At 40.6% G+C, this 14,953-nt stretch carries 13 protein-coding genes; 7 read left to right on the forward strand and 6 right to left on the reverse strand.

Features of this window, described 5'->3' with window-relative positions; all coding sequences use genetic code 11:
• The 4 genes from F944_RS07640 to accC all read left to right on the forward strand — a co-directional run bounded on the left by F944_RS07640 (position 1) and on the right by accC (position 3,843).
• Complete coding sequence (locus tag F944_RS07640) at positions 1 to 1,326, forward strand: Y-family DNA polymerase (RefSeq protein WP_004989001.1); 1,326 nt, start codon at positions 1 to 3, stop codon at positions 1,324 to 1,326.
• A 237-nt stretch (positions 1,327 to 1,563) separates the two neighbouring features.
• Positions 1,564 to 2,013 (forward strand): type II 3-dehydroquinate dehydratase, encoded by a 450-nt coding sequence (gene aroQ, locus F944_RS07645; protein ID WP_004989003.1) that lies wholly within the window; start codon positions 1,564 to 1,566, stop codon positions 2,011 to 2,013.
• 27 nt (positions 2,014 to 2,040) lie between these two features.
• Positions 2,041 to 2,460, forward strand: a complete 420-nt coding sequence (accB, locus tag F944_RS07650) for an acetyl-CoA carboxylase biotin carboxyl carrier protein (RefSeq protein ID WP_004989005.1) — start codon at positions 2,041 to 2,043, stop codon at positions 2,458 to 2,460.
• A 15-nt stretch (positions 2,461 to 2,475) separates the two neighbouring features.
• Entirely contained in the window at positions 2,476 to 3,843 is a 1,368-nt protein-coding gene (accC, locus tag F944_RS07655; RefSeq protein ID WP_004989008.1) for an acetyl-CoA carboxylase biotin carboxylase subunit, read from the forward strand.
• 73 nt (positions 3,844 to 3,916) lie between these two features.
• On the opposite strand, the gene F944_RS07660 is transcribed toward accC, so the two are convergent.
• On the reverse strand, positions 3,917 to 4,348 hold the full coding sequence (locus F944_RS07660) for a hypothetical protein (protein ID WP_370684984.1): 432 nt from the start codon (positions 4,346 to 4,348) through the stop codon (positions 3,917 to 3,919).
• 248 nt (positions 4,349 to 4,596) lie between these two features.
• On the opposite strand from F944_RS07660, the gene F944_RS07665 reads away from it, so the two are divergent.
• Positions 4,597 to 6,087, forward strand: coding sequence for an amidase (locus F944_RS07665; RefSeq protein ID WP_004989012.1), 1,491 nt, complete (start codon positions 4,597 to 4,599; stop codon positions 6,085 to 6,087).
• On the opposite strand, the gene F944_RS07670 is transcribed toward F944_RS07665, so the two are convergent.
• Positions 6,084 to 7,256, reverse strand: coding sequence for an MFS transporter (locus F944_RS07670; RefSeq protein WP_004989014.1), 1,173 nt, complete (start codon positions 7,254 to 7,256; stop codon positions 6,084 to 6,086). The genes F944_RS07665 and F944_RS07670 overlap by 4 nt on opposite strands.
• 404 nt (positions 7,257 to 7,660) lie before the next feature.
• Here F944_RS07670 and F944_RS07675 point away from each other — a divergent pair, with 404 nt between their 5' ends.
• Positions 7,661 to 8,548, forward strand: a complete 888-nt coding sequence (locus tag F944_RS07675) for a sugar phosphate isomerase/epimerase family protein (protein WP_004989017.1) — start codon at positions 7,661 to 7,663, stop codon at positions 8,546 to 8,548.
• Entirely contained in the window at positions 8,549 to 9,613 is a 1,065-nt protein-coding gene (locus F944_RS07680; RefSeq protein WP_004989021.1) for a Gfo/Idh/MocA family protein, read from the forward strand.
• Between the two features lie 117 nt (positions 9,614 to 9,730).
• On the opposite strand, the gene F944_RS07685 is transcribed toward F944_RS07680, so the two are convergent.
• From F944_RS07685 to F944_RS07700, 4 genes are all read right to left on the reverse strand, one after another.
• Positions 9,731 to 10,678 (reverse strand): aldo/keto reductase, encoded by a 948-nt coding sequence (locus F944_RS07685; protein WP_004989023.1) that lies wholly within the window; start codon positions 10,676 to 10,678, stop codon positions 9,731 to 9,733.
• A gap of 114 nt (positions 10,679 to 10,792) precedes the next feature.
• On the reverse strand, positions 10,793 to 11,410 hold the full coding sequence (locus F944_RS07690; protein ID WP_004989024.1) for an NIPSNAP family protein: 618 nt from the start codon (positions 11,408 to 11,410) through the stop codon (positions 10,793 to 10,795).
• Positions 11,407 to 13,152: an FAD-dependent oxidoreductase gene (locus F944_RS07695; RefSeq protein ID WP_004989026.1), complete on the reverse strand. Its 1,746-nt coding sequence runs from the start codon at positions 13,150 to 13,152 to the stop codon at positions 11,407 to 11,409. Before F944_RS07695 ends, F944_RS07690 begins: the two co-directional genes overlap by 4 nt.
• A 12-nt stretch (positions 13,153 to 13,164) precedes the next feature.
• Entirely contained in the window at positions 13,165 to 14,949 is a 1,785-nt protein-coding gene (locus F944_RS07700; RefSeq protein WP_010588940.1) for an FAD-dependent oxidoreductase, read from the reverse strand.
• Positions 14,950 to 14,953: the final 4 nt, after the last annotated feature.

A 14,953-nucleotide genomic window follows, 5' to 3' on the forward strand; every position in this document is an offset into this window, starting at 1 on the left:
ATGATGAATTTTCAGCGACAATATTATGCCTTGATTGACATTAATAACTGTTATGTCAGTTGCGAGCGATTATTTCAACCTAAATTCAGTACCCAGCCTGTTGTGGTATTGTCCAATAACGACGGCTGTGTCGTTTCAAGAAGCAATGAAGCAAAAGCACTTGGGATAAAAATGGCTGTGCCGTGGCATCAAATTAAAGATCTTCCCCAGTATCAAGGCGTACAGGTATTTTCTAGCAACTACACCTTATATGCAGAAATGTCACGACGCTTTTTCTTAACGATTCAAGAATTCTTCCATGCAGAGGATACAGAAGCCTACTCCATCGATGAGTGTTTCATTCATCTGACTGCTTATGTTGATTTATTTGATATCAAGGATTACTGCCAACAGCTTGTTAAAAAACTTGAACAATGTTTAGGATTACCCTGCTCAATAGGCATCGGTCACAGTAAGACACAAGCAAAACTCGCCAATCATTTTGCCAAGAAAATTTCCAGTTTCAAAGGCGTTTGCTATTTAGAACAATTAGACCCATTGATTTTGGAAGATTTAATGATCAACACCCCTGCCAAAGAAGTCTGGGGGATTGGTCATCAAATCAGCAAACGTTTACAAGCCTACAATATTTATAGTTGTTATGACTTAACTTTTGCCAATGAACACTATCTTGCTAAAGAGTTTTCAGTGATTATTGCGCGTACAATCCGTGAGCTAAAAGGCCAATCCTGTATCTCACTTGACGATCCAAAAATTCCAAGTAAACGTATTCTGGCATCCCGAAGTTTTTCAAAAGCTCTAAACGATTTAAATCAAATTAAACAGGCTTTGATTTTTCATTTAAATCGTGCACATCGGCGACTCATGTCACAACAACAGCTATGTCATTGTATTCAAGTTTTTTTGTATGAAAAAATCGAAGCCAAGCCCTATAAAAAAGCACATGTACATGCTGTCGGTCTGGAATATTCGACAGATGATCTATTAATTTTAACAAAGTTTTCTTTACAGCAACTTGATGTTTTATTTGATAAAAATAAAAAATATATCAAAATTGGTATAATGTTCTGTGGCTTATATCCTCGCCAGCAACATATTGATGACCTTTGGCAACCTCTTGAACAAATTCATGAGCGTCAAAACCTGATGTTGACTCTAAGTTCGATCAAAAACCGATTTGGCAATGAAAGTTTGCAAGTGGGTTATCATTCCTGCCAGTCCCAATGGAAAATGAAGCAACTTTATTGCTCACCTCATTATCTAACCCGATGGAATGAATTACTTTGTATTGATGATTCACACATGGCAGTTACACAAAATAAATGAACTGTTTTCGTCAATTCGGTTTAAAATAGTATGCGATGAAAAAACGATAAAATTTGTCATTTTTTAACATTGCCAATTTTCAGCAAAGTTTGCAATATAGGCGCTGAGTTTTGGCAAATGCTTTCTGCTTCAATTAAAACAAATTATAAAAAATATGTAGAAATATATGCCATAATGAGCAAACTTTGCAGACATCTTGCAAAGCTTATTTGCATTTTATGAATTGGAGCAAGCAGAATGAGTTCAACCATTTTGGTGATTCATGGACCGAATTTGAATCTGTTAGGAAAACGCGAACCAGAAGTTTATGGTGATCTTACTCTTCAAGATATCAATCAACAGTTGATTAGCCAAGCCCAAAACTCCAGTATTCAATTAGAAACATTCCAAAGCAACTGGGAAGGTGCGATTGTAGATCGCATTCATCAAGCTCAGACCGAAGGCGTTAAATTTATTGTCATTAACCCTGCTGCGCTTACTCATACTTCAGTTGCGCTTCGCGATGCCTTACTTGGCGTTGCCATACCTTTTATCGAAGTGCATTTATCGAATGTACATGCGCGCGAAGCTTTTCGCCATCATTCTTATTTATCTGATAAAGCCGTTGGCGTGATTTGTGGTTTGGGTGCAAAAGGATATTCCTATGCGCTCAACACAGCCATCGAAAAACTACAATCTTCCCATTAATTCACCATGATTTAGGAATACTCACCTATGGATATTCGCAAAATTAAGAAACTCATCGACTTGATGATTGAATCTGACTTACAAGCGATTGAGGTTAAAGAAGGTGACCAATCTATCTCTCTTACTCGCCCAACACCTGTATATACCACTGCGCCAGTAGCCGCTCCCGTTGCTGCGCCTTCTTCAGCACCTGCTGCTAAAACACCCCGTGGTGCTGTCGAAACATCACCAATGGTTGGCGTATTTTATGCAGCACCAAGTCCAGGTGAAGCGCCGTTTGTGAAAGTTGGTCAAACTGTTTCTGCGGGTGAAACGTTGGGTATTATTGAAGCGATGAAAATCATGAACCCAATTGAGGCAACTCAAAGCGGTGTTGTTGAAGAGATTCTAGTGAAAAACGGTGACGTGATTCAGTTCGGTCAACCATTATTCCGCTACCGCGCGTAATCCACGGGGGCATGTATGTTGCAAAAAGTATTAATTGCAAACCGTGGTGAAATCGCATTACGAATTACCCGTGCTTGTAAAACATTAGGCATTAAAACTGTTGGTATTTATTCTGATGCCGACAAAGATTTAATGCATCTACGTTTCGTCGATGAAGCTGTATGTATTGGCCCGGGTGCAAGTAGTGATAGCTATTTAAATATTCCTGCAATTATTACAGCAGCAGAAATTACAGGTGCAGATGCCATCCATCCCGGTTATGGCTTTCTCTCAGAAAATGCGGAATTTGCCGAAATTGTAGAAACCTCAGGATTCATCTTTATTGGCCCACGCCCTGAACATATCCGCTTAATGGGCAATAAAGTCTCTGCTATTGTTGCTATGAAAAAAGCAGGTGTTCCAACTGTTCCAGGTTGTGACCATGCGGTAACCATTCACAATGCACTGGCTGAGGCCAAAGAAATTGGTTTTCCGTTAATTGTCAAAGCAGCTTCTGGTGGTGGTGGTCGTGGGATGCGCATTGTTGAGCGTGTCGATACTCTACTTGAATCTGTTCAAGCGGCACAACGTGATGCTGAAATGTGGTTTGGTGATGATACCGTCTACATGGAACGTTTTCTGCAAAAACCACGTCACGTAGAAGTACAGGTTTTGGGTGATGGTAATGGTCATGCGATTCATTTATATGATCGTGATTGCTCATTACAACGTCGTCATCAAAAAGTTTTAGAAGAAGCACCAGCACCGAATTTACCAGAGCAAGCACGCGCTGATATTTTAGAAGCGTGTGTCAATGCGTGTAAGCTCATGCAGTATCGCGGCGCAGGCACATTTGAGTTTCTATTTGAAGATGGTGAGTTCTTCTTTATTGAAATGAATACCCGTGTTCAGGTGGAGCATCCTGTCACTGAAATGGTGACTGGCATCGACATCATTGAACAGCAGCTGCGTGTTGCTGCAGGTCTAGGGCTTGAAATTGAACAGTCTGATGTGGAAGTACGCGGTCATGCGATTGAATGCCGTATCAATGCTGAAGATCCAACCACATTCTTACCTTCACCCGGAAAAATTGAGCATTTCTATGCGCCAGGTGGTGCGGGTATTCGTCTGGATTCACACATCTATCCGGGCTATAGCATTCCGCCTTACTACGATTCTATGATTGCTAAATTGATCGCTCACGGTAAAGATCGCGAGACCTCATTGGCTCGTATGCGTCAAGCATTGGATGAGATTATTCTCACTGGGGTGAAAACCAATATTCCTTTGCATAAAGACCTTATTTTACAAGATAAAAAATTCTGTGCTCAGGCTATGGATATTCACTATCTTGAAAAACATTTGCTCAAACAATTAGAAGCAGCACCCACTGAAAAAGTTTAATGTTAAAAAAAACCTCTTATTTCGATAAGAGGTTTTTTTAAATCAACACCAGTACAATTATTATTTCAATAAATTAAGGCAAAACACGTCTTAGGGTTGCAAAGCATTGCTGCCCATTTTCGCCTGCACAAAAATTAATCGTGTTTGGTGATTTCCACTGAACGAAATATTGTGAAACTTCGCCTGATTGGTCTTCTTGCTGACCTGAACAATCGACTTCGTTATTGTCATATTTGATCTGCATAATGAGCGCAGGAAGTTTCTCTTTCATGTCCTGAGATGGCTGATAATCATACACACCGTATGACCACTCTTTGCCACTCTTGACTACAACTTCATTGGCATTACGGAAATTATAATATTCCACACATTTTTTATTGGTCGGAATTTCCATTCCCCATAAACCCATAATTTCTGGACGAGTTTCGATTTGAATGGTGTTGGCATTTAAATCCATCGCCTGAGCTTCTGTTTCCACTTGTTTTTGCTCTGCTTCATCTGCCATAGCAAATGAACAGCAAAGACTTAATAATCCAACAATATAAATATTTTTCATAGATTTATTGATAACTAAACGCATGGACTTAACTTATCATACTTTTTGAAAATTACATTCGATCATAACGATATAAAAACAATATTTTTATATGTAGATCAAGCAACTCAAATCGGAAACCATCACCATACTTGAATAAGTTACGTAATTGATTTAAAACCTAATTCAATAAAATACAAGATACACAAAAGGGACATATGAAACTCAACGAATATATTCATTATGATGGATTGGGACTTGCACAACTGATCGAAAAAAAAGAAGTTCAACCAATAGAATTACTTGAACTCGCGCTACAACGCTCAGATCAGGTCAATCCAAAACTGAATGCTATTATTATTCCAATGCATGAATATGCAAAAAACAGAGCCAAACAGCAACTGACTGGTGCATTTGCTGGTGTTCCATTTTTAGTGAAAGATTTATTTCAGGAATATGCAGGTATTCCTACCTCATACGGTTGTAATGCTTTAAAAAGTCGTCAGTATACCCCCGAGACTAATGCTGAAATTGTAAATCGCTGGGAAAAAGCAGGAATCATAACTTTTGGTCGTACCAATACACCTGAGTTCGGAATTAAGGGAATTACTGAACCCGACGCTTGGGGAAGTTGTTCAAATCCATGGCATCTAAAGCATAACAGTGGCGGTTCTTCTGGAGGTTCTGCATCCGCAGTGGCAGCAGGAATCGTGCCGATCGCAGGTGCTGGCGATGGTGGAGGCTCTATTCGTATTCCGGCATCTTATTGTGGACTATTTGGTTTAAAACCAAGTCGCGGGCGTACCCCATGGGGACCACAAATGAGTGAAGGCATGCATGGTGCTGTAATTCAGCATGTACTGACTAAATCTGTACGCGACAGTGCAGCCATGCTCGATGCGACACATGGCTTTGAAAACAGTTCATTGTTTAAAATTGAGAAACCAGAACGTCCTTTCTTAGAGAACTTAATACGTCCTCCTCAACAGTTAAAAATTGCATTTAATACACAATCACCCATTGGTACAAAAATATCTAAAGATGCTGTGGCAGCGGTCAAACATACTGCCGAACTCTTGGAATCATTGGGGCATATTGTGGTTGAAGATACCCCTAAAATTGATGGCATGTCACTCGCTAAAGATTTCATCACCACATGGTTCAGTCAATTTTCATATATGTTGCATCAAATCAAACAAATGTCAGGTGCGACCGATGATGAATTTGAGCTTGATTCACTTGCTCTTGCTGCCTTTGGTGCAAAAACTACAGCACATGAGTATATTCATAATCTAAATAACTGGGGTATTTATGTCACCCAGATGAACCAATTCTTTGATCAATATGATTTATATTTAACTCCTGCTACCGCTTCAGTTGCACCTAAAAATGGTGAGCTCGCCACCCCCAAATGGCAACAACCTGTGATCAAAGCGTTACTTAAAATAGGTCAGGCACACTATTTGGCAAAAGGCAAACTGGTCGAACAGATCATCCGTGAAAACCTGAAGTGGGTTCCCTTTACCCAGTTGGCTAATATTACAGGATTACCCGCGATGTCAGTTCCCCTATATTGGAACAAAGACCATCTTCCACTAGGTTCGCAGTTTATTGCCCCTTTTGCTCGTGAAGATCTTCTTTTCCAACTTGCAGGACAATTAGAACAAGCGCAGCCTTGGTCAAAAAAATATCAAGATATTGTGGTTTAGTTACGCATCGAAATAGGTTGTTCAAACTGACTGGGCAACCATTTAACCCATAATAATCCGAGTAGGACTATTCCAGATGCGCTTATAAAAATAATAGAACCGCCATAAATTTTCCAATAATGCCCTGCCAAGATACTTCCAAAAGCAACTCCCAAGCCCCACATCGTGCTATATAAAGCCTGACCACGTCCTTGTTGCCCTGCGGAAAAATTTTGGAAAATCATTCGCATGGCGATTAGATGAAATAATCCAAAACTAAACGCGTGAATCGTCTGTGCAGCAAATTGAGCAATAAAGCTGTTTGAAAATAGTCCTGCGACCATCCAACGAATACTCGTCATTATCAGACATAAACTGACCAATTTTTTTAACGAATAACGCGATAAAAACAAATGGGCGTAAGCAAACATGATAATTTCAGCAATAACACCAACCGCCCATAAGAAACCTATTTCTGTCGTTGTAAAATCCGCTTCTTTTAAATAATTACTATAAAAACTATAAAATGGTGCATGTGAAAATAATAAAATAAATTCAATAGCAAAAAAAGCAAGGATGTGTGGCCGTTTTAAAATAGGAAGTAAGGGTTCAAGCGTTGTTTGAGAACGTGGTGCTGAGTCTGGCTCCTGAATCGTAAATGACCAAATAAATGCTAAAAAAGCAACACTCAATAACAGAACTGGCAGCATGGCAATTGGAATGATTTCTAATAATGCGCCAATACTAAACACACCGACGATGAATCCAACAGAACCCCATTTACGAATTTTGCCATATAGTTTGCTGCGTTGCTCCCCAAGCCAAAATAAAGTCACCCCTTCAAACTGAGCTAAAATTGCATTCTGAAAAAAACTGAAAATCAACATTAATAAGGCTATTGACTGAAAAGTATTGGGAATCATAAAAATTGCGAACCAAATACAAGACTCCATCCATGTTGCAATGCGCACTAATCGCATTCTTTTGCCAGATTTATCTGCAATCCATCCCCAGATAAAGGGTGCAAAAAAGCGAGTAATAATTGCAATTGAAGATAAAATACCAATTTCTTGATAATTAAATCCTTGATCCTCCAGATACAAACTCCAATACGGCATAAATGTTCCCACGATCGCATAGTAGCAAAAATAGAAACCACCGAGTTTGGTCGTGATTGAAAGGCTTAACACTGTGTAATATTCCTATTTATTTTCAATAATTTAATCTTGCCTGTAATTACATATAAAGGTATCAATTGTAATTTATAGACTGATTAATAGTTGATTAAAATTAGCAAATTAAATAATGACTTAGACAATTCTATCATCCTGTATTAAAATTTATCTATGTTCTTAATCTTATTTAAATTTTTACGATAAAGATAAATTTATTTTAAAGCGTTAATCAAAAAAAGAAGTTAAATCACTAATCAATGCTCCTTTTTTTTAAAAAATTCAAACAACAAATTTTTAAAAATTAAATTTATGGAACAATGTTCCAATTTTACAACATCTTTGTTAGTATCAATCACACATGACAAGATGAACATACTTTCATCATTAAAAAGACCACATGGAAATTGGCTTAAATAGATATGAAAATTGCGATCGATAGTTATTGTTTTCATCGTTACTTCGGTGAAATTTATCCAGATTTAGAGCAATCTCCTTCACAGAAAATGAATCTCTTAGAATGCATACAATTATGTACCACGTTTGGAATTGAAGGAATTTCTATTGAAAGTTTTATGTTGGATTGCCCTTCTCAGCAGGATATCCAACAATTAAAACAAATACTTATACAACATCAGCTTGAACTGGTCTGGGCGTGGGGACATCCATCAGGGTTATATTCAGGTCAGAAACCTGAACTGCTACAAGACCTATATCGGCATATCCAGATTGCCAAAGCACTTGGGGCCAAGGTCATGCGTATTTGTGCAGGAGGACGTAAAACTCGTCCACAAACGGATTGGCAAAGTCATAAAGAGGCTTTGGTTCCATTGTTACAACAAGCTGCCCTGTATGCTGAACAATTTGATTTGGTCTTGGCATTGGAAAATCATGTTGATTTTTATACGGATGAAATCGTTGATCTGATTCAAAGCATTGGCTCCCCTTATTTGGGGATCTGCCTAGATACCGCCAATAATTTACGCATGCTCGAAGACCCGTTGCAAGCGATTGAGAAAATGCTGCCCTATGCCAAGGCGACACATATCAAAGATGTCACAGCGTACCAAGGTGATCCCAAAACTTTTGGATTTTGGCCAAGTGTTCCCGCAGGTCAAGGTATTATCCCTTTAGAAAAAACACTGAAGTGGTTGGCCGAACATAATTATCAGGGTTTATTGGCGCTAGAAATTGATTATTTACATCCAGATTATATGCAAAATGGTACTGAACATCAGGCCATTCAAGACAGTATTGATTATTTAAAACAATTACGGGCATCTCTACAACCACAGCAAGGAGCAGCATAAATGAAAAAGATCGCGATTATTGGTGCAGGTGTCATGGGTAAAAAACATGCTCAAACCATTCAACAGCATCCTGAAACAGAATTGGTTGCAGTCTGCGATCCATTTTCAGAAGCGTTGGCACAAGAATATCAACTACCCAACTTTCAAAATCTCGATACTTTATTAAAAGAAGTTCAGCCAGATGGTGTGATCATTGCTAATCCAAATCGTTTTCATGTCAATACTGCGATTCAGTGTATGCAGGCAGGTGTCCCAAGTTTGCTTGAAAAACCATTAGCATTAAATACCGAAGAAGCGTTATATTTAATTGAACAACAACAGCATTATCAAGTTCCAATTTTGGTTGGGCATCACCGTCGCCACAATAAAATTATTCAGCAGGCATACGAATTGATTCAAACAGGCACCCTAGGTCAGATCAACACTTTTAATGCCCTGTGGTCAGTCTATAAACCTGATTCCTATTTTGATATTGAGTGGCATCGTAAAACCGGTGCAGGCCTACTCGCAATCAATCTGGTGCATGATCTGGATCTGATGCGTTATTTAAATGGTGAGATTGAATCGGTGCAAGCCATGATGTCGTATCGAAATCGACAACTTGAAGTCGAAGATACTATCTCGATTCTGGTACGTTTTAAAAATGGATCTTTAGGTTCACTCATGGCCTCGGATGCTGCGGTTTCACCGTGGGGATGGGATCAAAATAGTGAAGAAAATAAAAACAGTTTTGCTACTTCACCTGATCAAAATTGCTATTTCATTAGTGGAACACAGGGCGCGCTGAGTGTGCCGAATCTGGAATATTGGAATTATCCAAGCGAAACAGCAAAAAGTTGGGCCACCCCTCTCATCAAAAATAAGCTAGAACCCAACAAAGACGAAGATGTGTATATCTCACAACTTTCACATTTTGTTGACGTGATTGATGGGACTGCGCAACCGATCTCATCACCAGAAGATGCGATTAAGAATATTCAGCTTTTGGAGTGCATTGAAAAAGCGGCCAAAGAACAGCGCACGATTCATCTTGAATCTTTAGATGGATTCGCTCAATCAGCCTGAATCAAATCAGTTAAGCGGCAAATCTTTTCAAATCGACCGCTTAACTTATCCATCTTAACTTGGTTTAATTTTTGCCCTTTCTTTAGCCCAGAAAGGGCTTTTTTAATAGGTCTTTTTTTAATATTGACTGACCTGATTCAGTAACTCGATATCAGCAGAATCTAATTGCAGTTTCATGGCTTTTACAAAAGAATCCAGTTGCAGCGTGGAGGTCGCTGATGCAATCGGAGCTGTAATACTCGGTTGTGCCATGGTCCAAGCCAGAGCAATTTCAGATAATTCAGCCTGATACTTTTCTTTTAACTGATCCATAGTATTTAAAATATTCAGACCACGTTCATTAAAATAGCGTTCTAACTGACGTTTACGCGCCGAATGTTGTAACTGATCCAAATCTCGATATTTACCTGATAAAAAACCCGCAGCCAGACTAAAATAAGTGATGACTTTTAACTGATTTACTTCACAAATCGGTAAATATTCAGTTTCATATTGCTCACGCTCGACCAGACTATAACCCGGCTGAAAAATTTCATATTTGGGTAAACCCTGTTCAGCACTGACTTGCAATGCCTGTTGCAACTGCTCAGCTGAATAATTGGATGCACCAATTTTTAATACTTTTCCTTCCGCGATAAGATCCGCATAGGCCGATAAGGTTTCTTCTATTGGGGTATCTTGGTCAGGATAATGGCTTAAATAGACATCGAGATAATCGGTATTTAAGCGTTTTAATGAAGCTTCAATCGCTTGTTTGATATATTTTTTAGACAAGCCTTTTTTATCTTCAGCAAGTGGCGCACCCACTTTGCTGATCAAAATAATTTTATCGCGATGAGAAGGTTTGTGTTGTAACCAGTGTCCAATCACCGTTTCAGATTCACCACCCTGATGTCCTTGTACCCATGTCGAGTAGATATCGGCAGTATCAATGGTGTAGATCCCATGCTCTAGGGCATAGTCGAGCAAGTTAAACGATTGCTGCTGATCAACAGTCCAACCAAAGACATTACCACCAAAAATGATTTTTGAAAATTCTTTAGAAAATGCGTGTGATTGATGCATGATATCCTCAATGGTATTTGATTTTACTACTAATTTTTTTGATTAAAACTCGATATAAAGACAGAAAAAGCCAGTTCTAAACTAGCTCTTTGCTGCAATCAAATATGTTGATTTTTATTTCAATGGTGAAACTGCTGTTGGTAATGCGATCATAGATTGCATTTCATGGGTGAGCCATTGTGGGCCACCTTTTGGCGGCCAAATTCCATCAGCCACCGCTTTGGCACGGACTTCAGAGCGTTCATTTAATGAAGTATATGGCCAAATGCTGACAATACGAGGCGTACCATCCAGTGCGTACATGGCAATGGTCAATTTTGAATATTGAGTACGTATTGGCACCGCATTTTTCCATGCTTCAAGCACATGGGGTACACCACCATGCTTGAGTTCATAGGTACGAATTTCATAAACAGGGCCAAACTCGCCTAATTCAACTTCTGGCAAGAAATCAAAACCTGCAAAATTTTCCACCGAATATTGAATAATATTTTCAGCCGCACCAAAGAGATTTTCCTGAGTGGCTAAACGGGCATTTTCTGTATCTAATTCTTGTTGAGATGCATAACTGCGTAACACCACGACTTGATTCAGTTGCCCAATATCAGAGAAAAAGACGCCCAGTAATTTACCGTTTGCGGCCTGATCCTGATAAAAATGTTGAATCCCTTGCGCAACCGCGGCAGTTGTACCCATTTTGATGGTGATATTAATCAATTGATAAAGTTTCATGCGGATCTCCGTTGTGGTGTTGCTTGAGTCGATTGTTGATGTAGCGGATGAGATTGTTCGGTTAATTTACCCGCGGCGAATTGAGCAATCCGCCATGCGAATACCATGCCCGGCCCAAGTGTGGTGCCAGGCCCCGGATAAGTGCCTTTAAAAATTGAAGAGAGATCGTTGCCACAGGCAAATAATCCTGAAATTACTTGATTGTTTTGGTCTAAAACGCGGCCATAGGCATCACCTGCCAAACCACCACTGCTGGCGCAGTCCATAGGAATTACTGGCAGCGCGTAATATGGGCCTTGTTCCAATTTACCCAAACAAGGGTTCGGTTGAACTTCTGGATCTCCATTGAAACGATTCATCACTCCTGAACCTTTGCCAAAGTCGCTATCTACACCCTGCTCGACCATTCGATTAAAATGTTGAACGGTTGTGAGCAAACCTTGTGGATCAATACCTGTTTTTTTCGCCAATGCGTCCAGACTATTTGCAGCAAATAAATAATTGGCTTTTAGGTAATCACCTAGCTTTTTGGCTCCGGGTAGCACAAAGCCCAAACCATATTTTTGAATTGCAGTATGGTCACAAATCAGATAAGACTGAATTTTTGCTTTGCCACGATTACTTTTGATTTGCGCCATACAAAAGTCATGATAGGAGTCAGATTCATTGACAAAACGCTTGCCATCTTCATTGACCGCAATCACGCCCGGTTTGGCACGATCAAGAATAATGTGCGGCCAAATCGCTTTATAACCATTGGCATGCGTATGGATCGAACAAGGAAAGTACAACACGCTACTGTCTACAGAAGGATCAAGTTTTGCGCCTTTTTGCAATGCTTTGCTCAATCCATCGCCAGTATTGGACAGCGGTGACAATGAATCGGCAATTAAACCTTTAGGAAATAATTGTTGTCTAAGTTGCGCATTCCAACCCACACCCCCTGTGGCTAAAACTACGCCTTGACGTGCATAAACCACTTGAGTGCCTTGTTCAGTCTGAATTTTGGCCCCTACGACTTTGCCATTTTCAACGATCAATTCTTGTAAAGCTGAATTTAACCAAACAGGCACCTGTTGCTGTTTTAAATTGTGGAACAGGCTTCCTACCAGTGCATTGCCCATAACTAAACGTGTACCACGATTAAAACGCAAACGTGACCAGAAATAAGGCAACACCACTTTAAACGTGGTCATTAAATTTTGAATGCTTTGCACAGGATTCAGCAATGCATTTAACTCATTACGATTGACCATCATGCCACCCAGCCCCATAAATTCAGGTCGTGGTGGGCGCACATATTTAAAATCTGCACCCAATACACGCCCATCAAACTCTGCGGGTGCTAAAGCACGACCACCAAAAGCTTCACCGGGCTGGTTTTTGACATAGTCAGGATGTGCCAGACACGCATTTAATTTAACCGAGGTTTTTTCGTCCAGCTCACGAATCATATCGGCACTGGAAGCCAAGAAAGCTTCACGCAGCTCTTCACCACCACGATCACCCACCACCGATTTCAGAAAAATACGTGCTTGTTCAATATCATCAGGCACACCTGCTTTTACACTTAAATGTGATCCCGGCGCCCAAATTGTACCGCCTGAAGTCGCCGAAGTTCCTCCTACCTGCGTGGCCTTTTCACAAAGGAGTACATTTAAACCATTCAACTTGGCAAACAAGGCAGCCGACATTCCCGCTGCACCTGCACCCATCACCAATAAATCGACCTGTTGATCCATATTGAATTCTCCTTAACACTGCTCAGAGCATGCAGCAGCAGAATAGTCATTACTTGCTCGTGCCTGTTGTGCAATCTGTTTTGCCGCGATATAGCCAAAGGTCATGGCTGGCCCAAGCGTAATGCCACCGCTTGGATATTGGCCGCCCATTATGCTATTCAAATCATTTCCTGCCGCATATAAACCGCGAATCGGTTGACCCGTTTGTTTATTTAAAACATTGCCATGTTCATTGGTGATTAAGCCTGCAAAAGTTCCCAGACTTCCCGGCATAACCTCCACTGCATAAAATGGCCCATGCTCGATAGGCGCAATACATGGATTCGGTTGATGTTCCGCATCTCCCTGCGCTTTTTGATACGGCGTGCTTCCGCGATGAAACTCAGGATCCTGACCTTGCGCTGCATGTTGGTTGTAGGATTGAACCGTTTTTTGAAACTGTAATGCGTCGATTCCACAAGCCATCGCCAGCTCATGTAAGGTTTTGCCCGACTTTAAATAACCATTATCCAACCAAGATTGCATGGAAATAGGAAAAGGTTTGACCGCCCCCAAACCATAACGGCGGATAAACTGATGATCACAAATCAACCAGCAATGAGCTTGACCACCTTTGTTTGTACTTTTAAATAAATCTTTAATAAAAGCAGGATAAGAATCCCCTTCATTGGTAAAACGGCGACCATTTTTCAGTACAGCGATCAGTCCTGGTTTACCACGTTCAACCAGATGCGGAAAACGGCCCAAAGTACCATCCAGACGCGGCATCAGTGAAACTGGTGCCCATGCACCTGCCCAAGGTAGATGCTGATCAACTACTGCACCGATCGCTTCGGCTGCTTTTAAACCATCGCCTGTATTGGTTTCAGGCGCAGCTGAATGATGCGGTGTGCCGTCTGCGACATGCTGAAATAAAGCCTGCTTGCGTGTTTCATCATGCGGAAAACCACCTGTTGCCAAGATGACAGCATGTTTGGCATTGATCTTGACCCAACCTGCGGGAGTTTTAAATAATGCGCCTGTGACGTGTCCATTTTCTTCAAATAACTCAGTCATGGCATGATTGGCTAAAAGTTGAACGTGCTGATTCAAAGCCGATTTGATTAAACGAGCGACCAAGGCATTTCCATTGACAATTTGTGTTGATCGTTTTCTTAACAGCAAATCGGCGAAATGACGTAATACACGTTTGGTCGCATAGATAAAGGAGGATAGCGCGCGAAAGGTATTAATGAAATGCTTCATATCTGCGCCAGATGCAATCCCCATTCCCCATAATGTGGTTTCCGGAATAGCTGGACGTAATAAATGCAATTGATTGCCTAAAGCACGACCATCATACGGTGCTGCAACAATCGAACGCCATCCAACCCGAGAACCCGCGACATCGAAAAAATCTGGAACTGTTGCGCCAATATTGAATTTCACCTCAGTATGTGTTTCAAAAAAATCGACCATTTCAGGTGCTTGGGTTAAGTAAGTATGAATTTTTTGCTCATCATACTGCTCACCTAAAATATTCTTGAGATACTGTTTCGGTGCTTCAATCGGTTCAGCTTGTCCTTCACGCTGTGCATGTGGCGTATTCGGAATCCATAACCAGCCACCAGATACTGCGGTCGTACCCCCAAAAACAGCAGATTTTTCGGCCACAATCACTTTCAAGCCTTGCTGTGCGGCGGTGACTGCACTGGATAAACCGCCTGCGCCTGAACCAATCACCAGAACGTCACAATCATAAGATTGGCGAATTGGCATGGTCGTGGTCTGGAAAGGATATTGGATGGTTGCATTCATAGAC

The organism is Acinetobacter ursingii DSM 16037 = CIP 107286, from assembly GCF_000368825.1.
GTDB lineage: Bacteria > Pseudomonadota > Gammaproteobacteria > Pseudomonadales > Moraxellaceae > Acinetobacter > Acinetobacter ursingii.

Coding starts and splice junctions, on each gene's coding strand:
- F944_RS07640 (WP_004989001.1), top strand. CDS start 1: ATGATGAATTTTCAGCGACAATATTATGCCTTGATTGACATTAATAAC.
- aroQ (WP_004989003.1), top strand. CDS start 1,564: ATGAGTTCAACCATTTTGGTGATTCATGGACCGAATTTGAATCTGTTA.
- accB (WP_004989005.1), top strand. CDS start 2,041: ATGGATATTCGCAAAATTAAGAAACTCATCGACTTGATGATTGAATCT.
- accC (WP_004989008.1), top strand. CDS start 2,476: ATGTTGCAAAAAGTATTAATTGCAAACCGTGGTGAAATCGCATTACGA.
- F944_RS07660 (WP_370684984.1), bottom strand. CDS start 4,348: ATGGCAGATGAAGCAGAGCAAAAACAAGTGGAAACAGAAGCTCAGGCG.
- F944_RS07665 (WP_004989012.1), top strand. CDS start 4,597: ATGAAACTCAACGAATATATTCATTATGATGGATTGGGACTTGCACAA.
- F944_RS07675 (WP_004989017.1), top strand. CDS start 7,661: ATGAAAATTGCGATCGATAGTTATTGTTTTCATCGTTACTTCGGTGAA.
- F944_RS07680 (WP_004989021.1), top strand. CDS start 8,549: ATGAAAAAGATCGCGATTATTGGTGCAGGTGTCATGGGTAAAAAACAT.
- F944_RS07685 (WP_004989023.1), bottom strand. CDS start 10,678: ATGCATCAATCACACGCATTTTCTAAAGAATTTTCAAAAATCATTTTT.
- F944_RS07690 (WP_004989024.1), bottom strand. CDS start 11,410: ATGAAACTTTATCAATTGATTAATATCACCATCAAAATGGGTACAACT.
- F944_RS07695 (WP_004989026.1), bottom strand. CDS start 13,152: ATGGATCAACAGGTCGATTTATTGGTGATGGGTGCAGGTGCAGCGGGA.
- F944_RS07700 (WP_010588940.1), bottom strand. CDS start 14,949: ATGAATGCAACCATCCAATATCCTTTCCAGACCACGACCATGCCAATT.